The 15,387-nt window shown below is 35.2% G+C and carries 15 protein-coding genes and 1 riboswitch; of the genes, 14 read left to right on the top strand and 1 reads right to left on the bottom strand.

The genetic code is table 11. The features are described from left to right. Window positions 1-23: 23 nt before the first annotated feature. The 10 genes from fsa to H8S01_RS05595 all read left to right on the top strand — a co-directional run bounded on the left by fsa (window position 24) and on the right by H8S01_RS05595 (window position 9,286). The gene (gene fsa / locus H8S01_RS05550) at window positions 24-677 is read left to right on the top strand and encodes a fructose-6-phosphate aldolase (RefSeq protein ID WP_021866535.1); all 654 of its coding nucleotides are present in this window, start codon (window positions 24-26) and stop codon (window positions 675-677) included. Between the two features lie 2 nt (window positions 678-679). Continuing rightward, a complete protein-coding gene (locus tag H8S01_RS05555; protein WP_186836470.1) occupies window positions 680-1,828 on the top strand; it encodes an ROK family transcriptional regulator in 1,149 nt (382 codons plus the stop codon). A 26-nt stretch (window positions 1,829-1,854) separates the two neighbouring features. Next, window positions 1,855-3,687, top strand: a complete 1,833-nt coding sequence (locus H8S01_RS05560) for a DUF2079 domain-containing protein (RefSeq protein ID WP_186836471.1) — start codon at window positions 1,855-1,857, stop codon at window positions 3,685-3,687. 84 nt (window positions 3,688-3,771) lie between these two features. Continuing rightward, entirely contained in the window at window positions 3,772-4,836 is a 1,065-nt protein-coding gene (hisC, locus tag H8S01_RS05565) for a histidinol-phosphate transaminase (protein ID WP_186836472.1), read from the top strand. Between the two features lie 2 nt (window positions 4,837-4,838). Next, entirely contained in the window at window positions 4,839-5,498 is a 660-nt protein-coding gene (locus H8S01_RS05570; protein ID WP_021866539.1) for an epoxyqueuosine reductase QueH, read from the top strand. A 102-nt stretch (window positions 5,499-5,600) separates the two neighbouring features. Beyond that, a complete protein-coding gene (locus tag H8S01_RS05575) occupies window positions 5,601-6,263 on the top strand; it encodes a hypothetical protein (protein ID WP_186836473.1) in 663 nt (220 codons plus the stop codon). A gap of 17 nt (window positions 6,264-6,280) precedes the next feature. Continuing rightward, window positions 6,281-6,958, top strand: a complete 678-nt coding sequence (locus H8S01_RS05580; protein ID WP_186836474.1) for a hypothetical protein — start codon at window positions 6,281-6,283, stop codon at window positions 6,956-6,958. A 75-nt stretch (window positions 6,959-7,033) separates the two neighbouring features. After that, window positions 7,034-7,130, top strand: a riboswitch (THF riboswitch). A gap of 70 nt (window positions 7,131-7,200) precedes the next feature. Beyond that, window positions 7,201-8,205: a folate family ECF transporter S component gene (locus H8S01_RS05585; protein ID WP_186836475.1), complete on the top strand. Its 1,005-nt coding sequence runs from the start codon at window positions 7,201-7,203 to the stop codon at window positions 8,203-8,205. A 14-nt stretch (window positions 8,206-8,219) separates the two neighbouring features. Further along, window positions 8,220-8,759 carry a phosphodiesterase gene (gene yfcE / locus H8S01_RS05590; protein ID WP_186836476.1) on the top strand — a complete coding sequence of 180 codons (540 nt, stop codon included), beginning with the start codon at window positions 8,220-8,222 and terminating at the stop codon, window positions 8,757-8,759. A gap of 122 nt (window positions 8,760-8,881) precedes the next feature. Continuing rightward, window positions 8,882-9,286 carry a hypothetical protein gene (locus tag H8S01_RS05595; protein ID WP_186836477.1) on the top strand — a complete coding sequence of 135 codons (405 nt, stop codon included), beginning with the start codon at window positions 8,882-8,884 and terminating at the stop codon, window positions 9,284-9,286. Window positions 9,287-9,304: 18 nt separating this feature from the next. On the opposite strand, the gene H8S01_RS05600 is transcribed toward H8S01_RS05595, so the two are convergent. Continuing rightward, entirely contained in the window at window positions 9,305-10,369 is a 1,065-nt protein-coding gene (locus H8S01_RS05600; RefSeq protein WP_021867203.1) for a glycosyltransferase family 2 protein, read from the bottom strand. A gap of 123 nt (window positions 10,370-10,492) precedes the next feature. On the opposite strand from H8S01_RS05600, the gene H8S01_RS05605 reads away from it, so the two are divergent. From H8S01_RS05605 to H8S01_RS05620, 4 genes are all read left to right on the top strand, one after another. Continuing rightward, window positions 10,493-11,239, top strand: a complete 747-nt coding sequence (locus H8S01_RS05605; protein WP_186836478.1) for a hypothetical protein — start codon at window positions 10,493-10,495, stop codon at window positions 11,237-11,239. Window positions 11,240-11,255: 16 nt separating this feature from the next. Next, window positions 11,256-11,822 carry an HdeD family acid-resistance protein gene (locus H8S01_RS05610; protein ID WP_186836479.1) on the top strand — a complete coding sequence of 189 codons (567 nt, stop codon included), beginning with the start codon at window positions 11,256-11,258 and terminating at the stop codon, window positions 11,820-11,822. 27 nt (window positions 11,823-11,849) lie between these two features. Next, window positions 11,850-14,324, top strand: a complete 2,475-nt coding sequence (locus H8S01_RS05615; protein ID WP_186836480.1) for an ATP-dependent DNA helicase — start codon at window positions 11,850-11,852, stop codon at window positions 14,322-14,324. A gap of 95 nt (window positions 14,325-14,419) precedes the next feature. Then, on the top strand, window positions 14,420-15,382 hold the full coding sequence (locus tag H8S01_RS05620; RefSeq protein ID WP_186836481.1) for a hypothetical protein: 963 nt from the start codon (window positions 14,420-14,422) through the stop codon (window positions 15,380-15,382). Window positions 15,383-15,387: the final 5 nt, after the last annotated feature.

Raw genomic sequence — 15,387 nt, forward strand, 5'->3', positions numbered from 1 at the left:
TTTAAAAGGAAAGGTGGTTCTTTATGAAGTTTTTTATTGATACTGCAAACGTAGAAGATATTAAAAAAGCAAATGACATGGGAGTTATTTGCGGAGTTACAACAAATCCTTCACTTATTGCAAAAGAGGGAAGAGATTTTAATGAAGTAATCAAAGAAATCACATCAATAGTTGACGGACCAATAAGCGGTGAAGTTAAGGCAACTACTGAAGATGCCCAGGGCATGATTGCAGAAGGCAGACAGATTGCAGCAATACATCCAAACATGGTTGTAAAGATACCTATGACAGTTGAAGGATTAAAGGCTACAAAAGTTCTTTCATCAGAGGGAATAAAAGTAAATGTGACACTTATTTTTTCAGCAAATCAGGCACTTCTTGCAGCAAGAGCAGGTGCTGCATATGTATCACCTTTCCTTGGAAGACTAGATGATATTTCACAGCCGGGTATAGATCTTATACGTGATATTGTAGATATATTTGCCAACTATGATATTTCTACAGAAATAATATGTGCCAGCGTGAGAAATCCTATACATATTACAGATTGTGCACTTGCGGGTGCAGATATAGCAACTGTTCCATACAAGGTAATTGAGCAGATGGTTCATCATCCACTCACAGATGCAGGAATTGATAAGTTTAAAAAAGATTACGAGGCCGTATTTGGTAAATAATTATGATAACTACTTCTAAGATTACAACAACAGATGTTAAAAGATATAATAAAAACAGAATATTCCAGCTTATATATACTACAGGAAAAATTTCACGTCAGGAGATAGCGGATGTGCTTCAGCTTTCACTTCCGACAGTAAATCAGAATTTAAAGATTCTTTTTGAGAAGAACCTTCTTATATACGAGGGTAATTTTGAGTCTACAGGCGGAAGAAAAGCACAGGTTATATCAATAAACGGTGCAGCAAGATATGTTATAAGTGTCAATCTGTCGGACAAAGGAATCAAAGCAGACATACTTGATTTGAATTGTAATGTAATAGGCAATATGCGTGTTCCTGTTAAATATGAGAAAGGCAGTGCATATGGTGAGATGGTGGCTGATACTGTAACAAGGCTTGTTGAACATACAGGCATTGATAAAGCGGCTATTCTTGGTGTAGGCATTACAGTTCCCGGAATATTTGACATTGAGAATTCAACTGTTGTATATGCACCAACAATGGGAATTAAAAATTATTCTCTTGAAAATATACAGAGGCTTCTCCCTTATGAGTGCCGTGGCATGAATGATGCACGTTCAGGTGCATTTGCTGAGTATTGGTTTGATAAGAAAGATATTAATCCTGAAAAGAGAGAAGGAAAGACATATCTTATGTTAAATACAGGTGTCGGAGGTTCTTATATTGACAGGGAAAATATCCGTTTTGGCAAGCATAACCGTTATGGTGAGTTTGGACATATGACACTTTATCCTGCCGGAAGACCATGTTTTTGTGGAAAAAGAGGATGCTTTGAGAGTTATGTGTCAGCAAGGTGTCTATCAACTGATTTGGGAATTACACTTGATATATTCTTTGACAAACTTGAAAATGGCAATGAAGAGTATAAAAAAATATTTGATAAATATCTTGATGATTTGACAACAGGCATTAATAACCTTTATATTATGAGTGATGGCGATGTTATTGTTGGCGGACCTGTTGCTGTATATCTTGGAAAATACAAAGATATAATAAGTAAAATGCTTATTGACAAATGTTCATTTGATATTGATGGTTCATATCTGAGTTTTGCGAAATGCACACAGCAGCAGGCTGATTCAGGTGCCGCATTAACATTCTTTTCTGATTTTATAAGTCAGATATAATATGTTTATTAATGATGAGGCTTTATATGAAAATTCATGATTTCAGGTTAAATTATTATATAAAACACTGTGCTGTCATCCTTTTGACGGCATGGTGTTTTATTTGTCTTATGGAGATGCCATTTAACATATCGTGTGGAATAAATCCTGTTAGTGATATATCATCCGTTTCCAATATCAGCATTGCCGGGCATTGTGCAATGGTTTTATCATTATTTCTGATACTTTCTGTGTTAATGATTGTTCTTGGAAAAAGGGCAGAAAATATACAGAATGTGCTTCTTTTTATATCAGTTTTTTTATATGCAGTCATAAGTTCCGGAATATATAATAATGTTTATTATGGTCTTTTTGCTGCGTCAGTAACATCAGTTATACTTATGTATTGTTTTAATAATCTGGTAAAAGAACAAGACGTGGCAGGCGGCTTAAAAGATTTAAAAAATTGGCAGTATGTGGCACTGCTTTCTGTATTGATGATTTTTACGGCAGGATTTATAGGAACTTATACAGTTATAAGGTATCTGACATATTCAAGTCCTAATTTTGATTTTGGCATATTTTCTCAGATGTTTTATTATATGAAACATACATTTACAATGAAAACAACATGTGAAAGAGATATGCTGATGTCACATATGAAAGTTCACATATCTCCAGCGTGGTTTCTTATACTTCCATTCTATGCAATATTTGAAAGCCCTGTGACAATTCAGGTTATGCAGGCTGTAATACTCGCTATCCCTGTTATACTGCTTGCAAAAATATGTTCAAATCATAATTTTTCAAAAAAGGTGACGATACTTATATGTGCAGCATACTTGTTTTTTCCTGTTATAAGTTCAGGCTGTGGTTATGATGCACACGAAAATATGTTTCTGCCGCTTGCATTATTTATGCTTATACTTGCCTTTGAGACAGATAAAACATGGCTTCTTGTCTTATCAGTCATTTTTACGCTTGGAATAAAAGAGGACGCGGCAGTCTATGTCATATTTATTTCATTATATATGATATTAGCGGACAAAAAATATAAAAAGGGAATTGTAACATTTATCGCAGCGACACTATATTTTATTTTGGCAGTTACATGGCTTAACCAATATGGTGATGGGACGCTCACATTCAGATATAATAATGTGATACCGGCAGGCGACGGCAATGTATTTGGAATGATAAGAACATTTATTACAAATCCAGCATACATGATAACACAGATTATGAGTAAAGATAATATAGAATTCATAATATCAGTTGCAGGTGCACTTGCATTTGTGCCGTTTGCGGTAAAAAAGTGGCAGACACTCATACTGTTTGGACCATTTATATTGTTTAATCTTCTGCCTGATTATGCTTATGCACATAATATAGGATTCCAGTATGTATTTGGAAGCGGATGTATGCTTATATATGCGGCAATCTGCAATATGAATGAATGTGAAGATGCCGTAAAAATAAAAAAGGCATCAGTTATGGCAATATTTTCAGTTATATTTTTTGCATCGCTTTCATGGAGTAAGATTAATGTTGCAGACAAAATTGATTCATCTGAAAAGAGAGAGACATACAATATAATAAATGAGGCTCTTGATATGATACCTGATGATGCAAGTGTTGCTGCAAGCACATTTCTTGTGCCACATCTTTCAGAAAGAAAATATCTGTATGAGGTTTATTATACTGACAAAGAGACCGGCTATGTGGCAATAGATTTGCGGGGAATCGGGTCTTCGACTATTTATGCGGATGGAATAGATGTATCACAGCTTGACAGCAAAAGCAGAAAATATATTATGAGTGATGAGTATGAAACTTTATATTATAAAGAATCGTGCATAATAATTCTTAAACATAAATAAAGCGATTGTCATATTATATAAATTTCTGTATAATAATAAATGAATTTATAGCCCCGCAATGTAAGGGACAGATAGGAGCTGAATATGAGAAATTGGGAAAAATATATTAGAAAAGTTGAACCATATGTTCCGGGTGAGCAGCCTAAGGATGTGAATGTAGTAAAGCTTAATACAAACGAGAATCCTTATCCGCCTACACCTAAGGCACTTGAAGCTGTTGCAGCATTTGATATTGACAGATTAAGACTATATCCTGACCCTGAAGCATCGGTTCTTATAGAAGCAATATCAAAAAGGTACAATATAAACAAAAATCAGATATTTGTCGGTGTTGGTTCTGATGATGTTATATCTATGTGTTTTATGACATTTTTTAATTCTGACAAGCCGGTATTATTTCCGGATATTTCATATTCTTTTTATTCAGTGTGGGCAGATGTTCATAAAGTAAAATATGAGACAGTTGCACTTGATGAGAATTTTAATATTATTCCAGAGACTTTTTATAAAGAAAACGGAGGAATAATATTCCCTAATCCTAATGCACCTACAGCTATATATATGGAACTCGATAAAGTTGAAGATATAATACGCCATAATCAGGATAGTGTAGTTATTATTGATGAGGCATATATTGACTTTGGTGGAAAGTCAGCTATAGATTTTGTCAATAAATATGACAATGTAATTGTTGTTCAGACATATTCAAAGTCACGTTCAATGGCCGGTGTGAGAATAGGATTTGCATTCGGAAGCCCTGAACTTATAAAAGCATTAAATGATGTCAAATTTTCATTTAACTCATATACAATGAATGCATATTCACTTATATGCGGTGTTGCGGCAATGGAAGATGAAGATTACTTTAATGCAGGTGTAAGCAAAATCATTAATACAAGAGAAACAGCAAAAAGTAAGCTTAAAGAGCTTGGATTTTCATTTCCTGATTCAAAGGCAAACTTCATATTTGCAAAACATGAGAGTGTGCCGGCAAAAGTGATTTTTGATAAATTAAAGCAGCGTGGAATTTATGTAAGATATTTCAATAAAGAAAAGATTGACAATTATTTAAGAATATCAATCGGCACAGATGAGCAGATGGAAAAATTATATGCTGCATTAAAAGAAATTATAAAAGAGGAAAAGTAAATATGCCTGTTTCATTTGAAAACAGAAATTTTCAGAAAGAACTTGATAAAAAGCTTGAACTCATAAAAAAAGAAGAGAAAGTCCCGACACTTCTTTTACACAGCTGTTGTGCACCGTGCAGCAGTTATGTAATAGAATATCTTTCTGATTATTTTAATATTACTGTTTTTTATTATAATCCGAATATTTCACAGGATGAGGAATACTGCAAAAGAGTGCATGAACAGCAGCGTTTTATAAAAGAATTTCCGGCAAAATATCCTGTTTCGTTTATAGAGGGTGATTATGAACCACAGAAGTTCTTTGAAAATGTACGAGGCTATGAAAAATGCCGTGAAGGTGGCGAACGATGTTTTATATGTTACCGCATGCGTCTTGAAAAGACAGCACAGCTTGCAAAACAAATGAATTTTGACTATTTTACAACGACGCTTACAATCAGTCCGTTGAAGAAAAGTGTAAAGCTTAATGAGATTGGATATGAACTTGGCAATACATATGGAGTAGAATACCTTTTGTCCGATTTTAAGAAGAAGGAAGGCTACAAACGCTCAATAGAATTATCAAAGGAGTATTCACTTTACAGACAGAATTATTGCGGATGCGTATTCTCAAAAACTGAGAATGAAAACAGTTGCAAAGAAAAAACAAGTGATATATAATTAATATAATAAAGTAATGAAAAAGTAGAAACAAGGAGGACAAATCCTCTGCTCCTGTAAGGACAGTCGCATTTTTACTCCGTAAAAACAAGGAGGATTATTATGGCTAAGAAAAGTAAATTCGCAAAAGTAGTTGTGGCACTTGGTGCAATCGGTGTCGCATCAAAGATTGCTTATGATAAGTATAAAAATGTAAAAGATGATTTTGTTAAGGAAGAGACAGCAAGTGCTGAAGATGATGTTAAAAAGTATAATGCCATTTTTGAAAAGAAGGTTGTCGAAGTAGAAGATGAGGAGTTCATGGGCTGTGAAGTTAAGGCAGTCGGTTCAAAGGCAGTTATCGACCTTGGACTTGCAGTATTTGAAAGGGATGTATATATTAATTTTTCAAGCAATGCAAGTACAGTTACAATTATTCTTCCGGAAGGTGTTAATGTAACGTGCGACGTTGAGAAGAAGCTAAGCGGCGTACGCAATCTTGTTGAGAACAGTGACGAAGATGGTGTGCATACAGTATATATAATCGGTAAAGCAGTATGCAGTAATGTTGAAATTATTCCTGTTAATTTCTATATCGATGATGACGACTTTGAAGATATTGATGATTCAGAAGATGATTTTGAAGATGAATCTTCTGATGAGGCAGAAAATAAAGAAGATGTTCCTGCACAGGATTCAGATGAGGAAGCTTCGGCTGATAATGATTCAGATGAAGAAGCTGAGCAGGAAGATGAACTTGAGATTAAAGAAGTTAAAGAGGATTAAAGGCATAACGGGATTTTATGGTAAAATACAAAGATAAAATAATTGCGTATTTTGACGGTTGTCCTGACGGTGTTGTTGTGGCTGCTAATGAACTCTATGAAAAGGAATTTTCTAAGATGTCAGAGGCGGCCTTTTTTAAGGCGTTGGAGAGACTGGCAAAATCAGGAATAATACAGCGTGTTGCAAAAGGCATGTATATGAAAAGTGCCTCATCGAAAGGTGATGACGTGCTGAACCATTTTTTTGGTGAAAATAATGATAACGGAGTGTATATCGGGACACGGCTTTATAATAAATACGGTATTTCAGATGTAAGATCAGATGAAATATGGCTATATTCTAACTCTATCAAAAACGAAACTTGTAATATAGACAATATTCATGTGAAAAAAGCAGATATTGAACTTGATTATGAGAACGCCCGTGTTATTGAGGCACTTGAGATTCTTCAGAATTATTATAAAATAGAGAATATTGATAAATATAAATTCGCCCGGTTTGCGAGACAGTTTGCAATCGGATACAATGACGAAAGAACAGTTTATGTTCTTGAACATATGAAATACAAGAAAAGCACAATTGCATTTATGAAAAAAATACTTGATATGTATAAAGTGGAAAATTCACTTCAGAAATATTTAAGTTATGCATCAAGATATAAGGTTCCTCCGGTGCAAAGAATTGCAAAACATTAAATATATTTATAAATATTTTTCTTTTCTATTTACAACTTAATAAGATAATAATATAATGATTTAGAAATTTAAAAAAGCAGAGTAGAATTGTGTGCGTTAAGTGCCTGGTGAACAGGGAGTTGTCATCAGGACGAAAAGGTTTCTTGCGGTACATGATTCGCATCCCGCTGTTACATATCATGGTCATTTATTTTTATACCTCTTATGTAGAGCGAAACTACTGCAAAGGAGGTATATTTTTTATGCAAAAATTTTTTGGAATTTTTGTGGATTCTGCAAAAGAATTCAAAAATCTGAAGTCAGTCATAATGGCTGCACTTCTTGTGGCACTTCACACTGTATTTGCAATGTTTTTGTCAATACAGGTAACTGATTCATTACGTATTTCAGTATCATTTATCGCAAATGTGGCTGCAGGCTGTCTTTTTGGACCTGTTATGGGTTTTGTCTGCGGTGGAATTGGTGATATAATCCAGTTTATATTAAAACCTACGGGACCATATTTCCCGGGCTGGACGCTGAGTGCGGCACTTGCCGGATTTATTTATGGAGCCTTTTTATATAAGAAATTTCCACAGAAAGTAAAAAAAGCAACAGATGACACAGGAAATTTTGGTCAGCTTGAAAAGCTTTATATGACAGCAAAGATTCTTATCAGTGTCTGTGTATTTGTATTTCTTATGGCAGCACCATATGTGACAGTAAGAGATAAGGCATCAAAGGAGATTATTTTAACAGGAAGTGTATTTGATATTGTGAAACATGGATTTACAGGTCCCGGACGAAACAGTGCAATTGTTGGAATTATTCTTATAGCGGTTTCAGTGGCTATGGTAGTATTTGCTATATTTAAAATTAATGCCGTAGCTCTTATGGTAACTGTATTTGGCTGCTTTGCATCAGCATTGGCAATCTATACTGATAAAAAAACGACAACGGCAGGCTGGGGATTTTATGTGGCTGTAATCCTGATTATAATTTATATGGGAATATGTATTAAAAATATGGCAGATAAACATGCACTTGATCTTGGATTTCTTGCCCGTGTAACGCTGGTGCTTACATTTGATACTATGCTTGTGAACGTTTTGATTGGAACATACTGGGTATCTGTTATGTATGGAAAAGGTTTTGCATTTTATTTTATAACCAGATTTATAAAAAACATAATCCAGTTGCCAATTAATATAATATTGACGTATTATGTACTTGGATTTATAAAGACAATCAATGACAGATTGAGATAAGGATGGTAAAAGTTATGAAAAAGATTATGATTGCTTCTGATATACACGGTTCTGCATATTATTGTGAAAAAATGCTTGAATGTTACAAAAATGAGAAAGCAGATATGCTTGTTCTTTTAGGGGACATTCTCTATCATGGCCCGAGAAATGACCTGCCGGAAGATTATGCACCTAAAAAAGTAATCGCAATGCTTAATCCGCTCAAAAATGAAATTATCTGTGTAAGAGGCAACTGTGATACAGAGGTTGACCAGATGGTTCTTGATTTTAATGTGCTTTTTGAACAGGCTCATATTTATGTCAACGACAGACATCTTGTTCTTGCACACGGACACAAGCTTGACGAGAAAAATATTCCGGCATTAAGAGACGGTGATTATCTTGTATGCGGTCATACACATATTCCTGCATGGGAAAAGAGAGGTACATATACATATGTTAATCCGGGTTCTGTATCAATTCCAAAGGAGAACAGTGAACACGGATATATAATTTTGTCAGATAAGTTCTATTGGAAAAATCTTGACGGAGAAGTTTATAAGACAGAAGAATAAAATCATAATCGTTTTATTATAATATTTTATATATATTTAATTGATTTTAATTGGGCATATGGTACAGTATTTAACATAAGAAAAATTTATAGAAAGGCTGTGCAATTTGCATAATTAGGGTTATGGATAAGTTTAAGAATAAGATGATGAGATTTATGCAGGGAAGATATGGTTCAGATCAGCTTGCCAGACTGACGATGTATATTTCATTTGCATGTCTTATTGTTACAATTTTCTGGCACAATACATTTATATATTTTTTGGCACTCGTATTGCTTATATATACATATTTCAGAATGTTATCACGTAACATTTCAAGAAGATATAATGAGAATCAGATATATCTGAAGTGCAGATATAAGGTGATAGCTAAGTTTAACGGATTCAAGGCAAGGATGCGTGACAGAAAGACACACAGGGTATTTAAGTGTCCGGGCTGCTCACAGAAAATCAGAGTTCCGAGAGGCAAAGGCAGGATTAGTATCAAGTGTCCTAAGTGCAGAATTGAATTTATAAAAAGAACATAAAAAAATGCCGGTTGAACATCAAAGTTCTTCCGGCATTTTCCAGTTGTCAGCCTGTTTTTCATATTCGCTGGCATTATTGTTATATGTATCGGCAAGTACATCATCGCCATGTGCAACAGCTTCTGAGGCAAGAGTGGTGTAGCATTGTGCAAGCCTTCTTAATGGAATGTCACCGCTTGTTCTTATGTCAAGAACGCTCTCTGTTTCACTGCTGGCATTGATATACCATAAGACAGCCTCAGATATGTCGTTTTTATTGAAAAAATAGTCGCCAATTTCCAGACAGATTTCAGAACATGGTGATACAGCAACATTTTTAAGTGCAATCTTAAAAAAATCATCGCTAAGATTTTTAAGACGGTACATTCTGGCAAGGACGCATGATATTGCTTCAAGACAGTCATTGTCTGTATATTCGTATATGAGTCGTCTGGTAAATATATCATAAAATTCTTCAAAGTCATCATCGCTTCCTGATATGAGCAATTCCTTGCAAAACATTCTAAGAACATAATTTTCAAGATGTGTTCCATTATCAATTGATTTTTTGAATATTGAAAAATCTCTTTTTGAATGAGATGACTGCGGCATATGCAGTATTTCAATGTCACTGTCAAATATCACGGGCTGCAGCCGCACTGTTTCGTGTATCGGTGAAATCCATGTAAATGTACGCAGACGTTTATACAGCTTCGGACGCAGTTCTTTTTTGGAATTATAGACTGTATTGTGTGAACAGTTGACATATTTCATCTGTACGATATCAATCTCCGGCAGTAGAACTGACTTTAAACGCATAAATAAATTACGGTTGTAATCATCAAGAACTTCGTCGGCATCAGCAGAGAAAATGTAATCGCATGATGCTTTTGAAAATGCAAAATTTCTTGCTTCGGAAAAATCACCTGTCCATTCAAAATCATATATTTTATCGGTGTATCCGGCAGCAATATTTTTTGTGTTATCCGTTGAGCCGGTATCAACAATTATTATTTCATCAAAAAGTCCGCTGTATGAGTCAAGACAGCGTTTAAGAACGGATTCTTCATTTTTGGCTATCATACACATAGATATAGATATCATAGAAACTCCTTATTAATCAAAAATGTATCTGATATGATTATTTTGCATACGAAAAAGATTAAAGTCAATACTTTTCTTGATTTAAGTCTGCGTTGAAAGTATAATAATATAAAGGTAAAAATTATGGAAGAATATATTGAAAATGAACGCTTCAATGCGGCAAAAGAAAAGATTATAGGTAAAAAGCATAATGATAAAGGAATCGGAACGCTTTCAGAAAAGACTGTTCACGGTGTGTTGAAACATTTTTTTGAACCCGATGAGGATTGCCATGAAGTGGCACTTAACGGTTATTTTGCTGATATATACAATGACAGCGGTGTTATAGAGATTCAGACAAGACAACTTAACAAGCTAAGAGAAAAGCTTGCGGTATTTCTTAATTATTATCCTGTCACAGTCGTTTATCCGATGCCGGCTAACAAATGGCTTTCGTGGATAAATCCTGAGACGGGGGAGACCGGAGGACGAAGAAAGTCGCCGAGACATTTTACAATATATGATTCTTTTTTTGAACTTTACAAGATAAAATCATACCTGAAAAACCCTAATCTGACGATAAAGCTTGTTCTTATGGATGTTGAGGAATATAAGCTTCTCAATGGCTGGGATAATTCAAAGAAAAGAGGAGCGTGGCGGTATGACAGAATTCCCGTAGGAATCCGGGAGATTGTTGTGCTTGAACAGCCTGAGGATTATATGCAGTTTGTTCCATATGAACTGGAAGATGGATTTACATCAAAAGATTTTGCAAGGGTGTGCAGAATAAATAAAAGCACGGCAGGTCTTGCACTTAATATCCTTAATTATATGGGAATGGTAAAAAGAACAGGGAAACAGGGAAATTCGTATATTTATGAAGTTGAATAAAAGGAGGATGTTTGAGATGAAGAAAAATGAAGATGGAATAGGAACTTTTTTTAAGAAGATGCAGGGGAGCTATATTGTTATGGCTGTCGCATACGTTGTATTCGGGCTCAGTCTGCTTGTTAAGCCAGAGTTATCAACAACTGTTATATGTTATGCAATCGGTGCGGTATGTGTCATTTATGCAATTGCAAATCTTATCAAATATTTTACAGGCAGCATGAATCGAATGTATATTGAGCCTGATTTTGTTCTTTCGGTTATTATATGCGTATTCGGCATTGTGACAATTGTAAGGCCATCAGTAATTATATCAATACTGCCATTTATAGTGGGCATTGTACTTGTGTTCAGCGGACTAATCAAAGTTCAGGACGGAATTAATCTTAAAAGATTTAATTATGACAGATGGTTTCTTGTATTGGGATTTGCTGTTATATCTGTTATTTTAGGCATTGTCGTACTTCTTAATCCATTTGGAACAGGTCTTCTTTTTACAAGAATGGTCGGACTTTTCTTTACAGTTGACGGTGTACTCAGTATTTCAAGCATTGTCATGCTTAGAAAAAACGGCAAATTTTATTAAAAGTTATTCAGTTGAAAAGGAATTGATATGTATGTTATAAAGGGCAGTGCTCTGCGTATTTCAGTAAGAAATCTTGTGGAGTTTTTATGCCGCGGCGGTGATATAGATGCAGGAAGCGGTTTGGGCACAGATGTTATAGCGATGCAGGAAGGAGCAAGGATCCACAGACTTATTCAGCACAGGATGGGAGCAAAATATCACGCAGAAGTACCTTTAAAGTATAAATGTGATTATGATGAATACAGTATAAGCATTGAGGGCAGGGCTGATGGTATAATCTGTGATATGGATGAAGATGAGGATGGAAATAAGACACCTGTATCTGATGTTATTATAGATGAAATTAAAACAATGCAGACAGATGTGACAAAGATGAAAGAGGCTGTATATGTCCATAAGGCACAGGCAATGTGCTATGCATACATATATGCCACACAGCATAATCTTGAGAAAATTACAGTCCAGATGACATATTGCAATTCTGAAACGGAAGAAATAAAAAGATTTGCAGAAGATTTTTCATATGATGAGATAAATAAGTGGTATGAAAATCTGATGAAACAGTTTAAAAAGTGGACGGATTTTATATTTGAACAGAGACAATTAAGACAGGAATCAATAGGGAATCTGGAGTTTCCTTTTGAATACAGAGAGGGACAAAGAGAACTTGTGGTCAGTGTATACAAGACGATAAACCGTGGAAAGACTTTGTATATACAGGCACCGACAGGGGTCGGGAAAACAATTGCAACAATATTTCCGGCTGTTGCCGCCATGGGACAGAACAAGGCTGATAAAATATTTTATCTTACATCAAAAACGATAACACGCACAGTTGCCGAAAATACATATGTATTGTTAAGAGAAAATGGACTGCATTTCAGGACAGTTACGCTTACAGCAAGAGATAAGATATGTATGGCAGAAAAAAGAGAATGTAATCCGGTAAACTGTGAGTATGCCAAAGGTCATTTTGACCGTGTAAATGATGCGATTTTTGATGCGATATCCAATAATGAAGTTATAGACAGGACATGCATAGAGAAATATGCATTAAAGCACAGAGTGTGTCCGTTTGAGATGAGCCTTGATATTTCATACTGGTGTGACGGCATAATCTGTGATTACAATTATGTATTTGACCCGAATGTTGCACTGAAAAGGTATTTTGGTGAAAAAGTAAAAGGTGATTATATATTTCTTGTTGATGAAGCACATAATCTAGTTGACAGAGCCAGGGAAATGTATAGTGCATCAATAGTAAAAGAAGATTTTCTTGAGATAAAAAAACTGCTTAAGACAACGGATGCAGGGTATATAGATAAAAGACTTGTGTCATGGCTTGATAAATGTAATAAAAGTCTTCTTGAAATGAAAAGAGAGTGTGATGATTACAGGGTTTTTGGTGATATAACTTCACTTAAAAGACTGCCGGAATATCTTGAATATCTTTCAATGGGAATATCATCATTTCTCGATAAAAATAAGAAGTTTGAAAAAAAGGATGAACTTCTCGAATTCTTTTTTAAGATAAAACATTTTCTTGCGATGTATGACTGTGCAGATGAAAAATATGTAATATATTGCGAGCATGATGATGAAGGGAATTTTGTGCTGCGTCTGTATTGTGTTGACCCGTCCGGAAATATATCAGACAGGATTTCCATGGGATGCAGTACAATATTTTTTTCGGCAACGCTTCTGCCTGTCAATTATTACAAAGAAATGCTGTCAGGAGAGATTGATGATTATGCTGTATATGCACATTCGCCCTTCAAAGCTGAGAAAAAATGTATAGTTGCTTCAAAAGATGTGAGCAGCCGTTATACAAGACGCAATGATAATGAATACGAAAAAATCTGCCGTTATATATATGAGACTGTCAATGCAAAAAAAGGTAATTATATGGTATTTTTCCCATCATATGGATATATGGAAAATGTAAAGAATATGTTTATGGAAAATTACAGCTGCCGTCCGGCAGAAACAGCTTTTACAGCCGGAGAAGACATCTGTGGGAATAAGGATTATATAAATATATATATTGCGACACAGAGAAACGGAATGAATGAAGAAGACAGGGAACAGTTTTTAAAACTTTTTGAAGAAGAAAAATTTGATGGGTCTCTTATTGGAATGTGTGTTACAGGAGGTATATTTTCTGAGGGGATTGATTTAAAGAACGACAGTCTTATAGGTGCTGTAATTGTCGGAACAGGGCTTCCTATGATATGCAGGGAGAGAAATATTTTAAGAGATTATTTTGATGCAAATGAAAAAGACGGATATTCATATGCCTATGTTTATCCGGGAATGAACAAGGTACTGCAGGCAGCAGGCCGTGTTATAAGAACAGATGAAGACAGGGGAGTGATAGAACTGCTTGATGACAGGTTTCTTCGTCCTGAATATCAGAAAATGTACCCGAGGGAATGGGAAAATGTTATTTCGGTAAGAAGAGAAAATGTCAGAAAACAGCTTGATATTTTTTGGAAAAACTAAAAAATATAAATATTTATATAAATTTAATAGTGCATTATGATGCATGGTAATGTATAATCATAAGTAAGATATACGGTGAAAGGGATGGTAACTGTATGGATGATAAGTTTAGAGAAAAAGTTAAAAGAGCCATAGAAGACGGTACTTACAAACAGGAACTTGAAAAGATGAACTTTGACAGATTCCAGTCAATAGAGATTCAGAAAGGAATACAGTCCCATGTTGATGTTTTGAAATATGCTTCGCCTGAATTTGATGCGGCACAGATGAAGTCTATAAGACTTGCACTTGAGGATGGAATGGATGTTGAGGCATTCGCAAAGCCTGAATATGATTATATCCAGATGGAAGAGATTAAGAGTGCAATAAAAGACGGAATGGATGTCGCACAGTTATGTAATCCGCTGTTTGATTTTTCAGTTATGCGTGAAATAAGAATGGCAGGAGATTATCAGAAGCGTATATTAAAATTTGCCGATGAAGGCTGTGACAGCGGGGTGCTGAAGCAGATAAGGCTTGCGGCACAAGCGGATGTCAATATTGATTTTTATGTTCAGGAAGGGTATGACGAATATCAGCTTAATGAGATAAGGCTTGGCCTTATGCACTGTGTCGATGTTAATAAGTATCTGTATCATGAATATAATGGGGAACAGATGAAGCAGATAAGGCTTGGACTTGAACAAAAAGTGGATGTTTCAAAATACTCAATGACGGGATTTTCATCGACACAGATGGAACAGATAAGGCTGGCATTAAAAGACGGGCTTGATGTTGAAGAATACGGTGACCCATTTGTTGAGGCACTCCAGATAAAAGACTGGCGTGAGGGTAAGGTTCCTGAAGCACCGAGACAGCCGGATGAGAATCAGTCAAAAGAGATTCTTGCAGGACTTGAAAAAGGACTCGATGTAAGCCTGTATGCGGATACAGATTACAGTGCAGAACAGATGAGACAGATAAGGCTTGGCCTTGAGGATAATCTTGATGTCTCGCCTATTCTTGATAAGAATTTAAGTGCAGAGCAGATGTGCAAGATAAGACAGAGTTTAAAGTAAAAGGT

This window comes from Lachnospira hominis (ex Liu et al. 2021) (genome assembly GCF_014287955.1).
In the GTDB taxonomy this organism is placed as follows: Bacteria; Bacillota; Clostridia; order Lachnospirales; family Lachnospiraceae; genus Lachnospira; species Lachnospira hominis.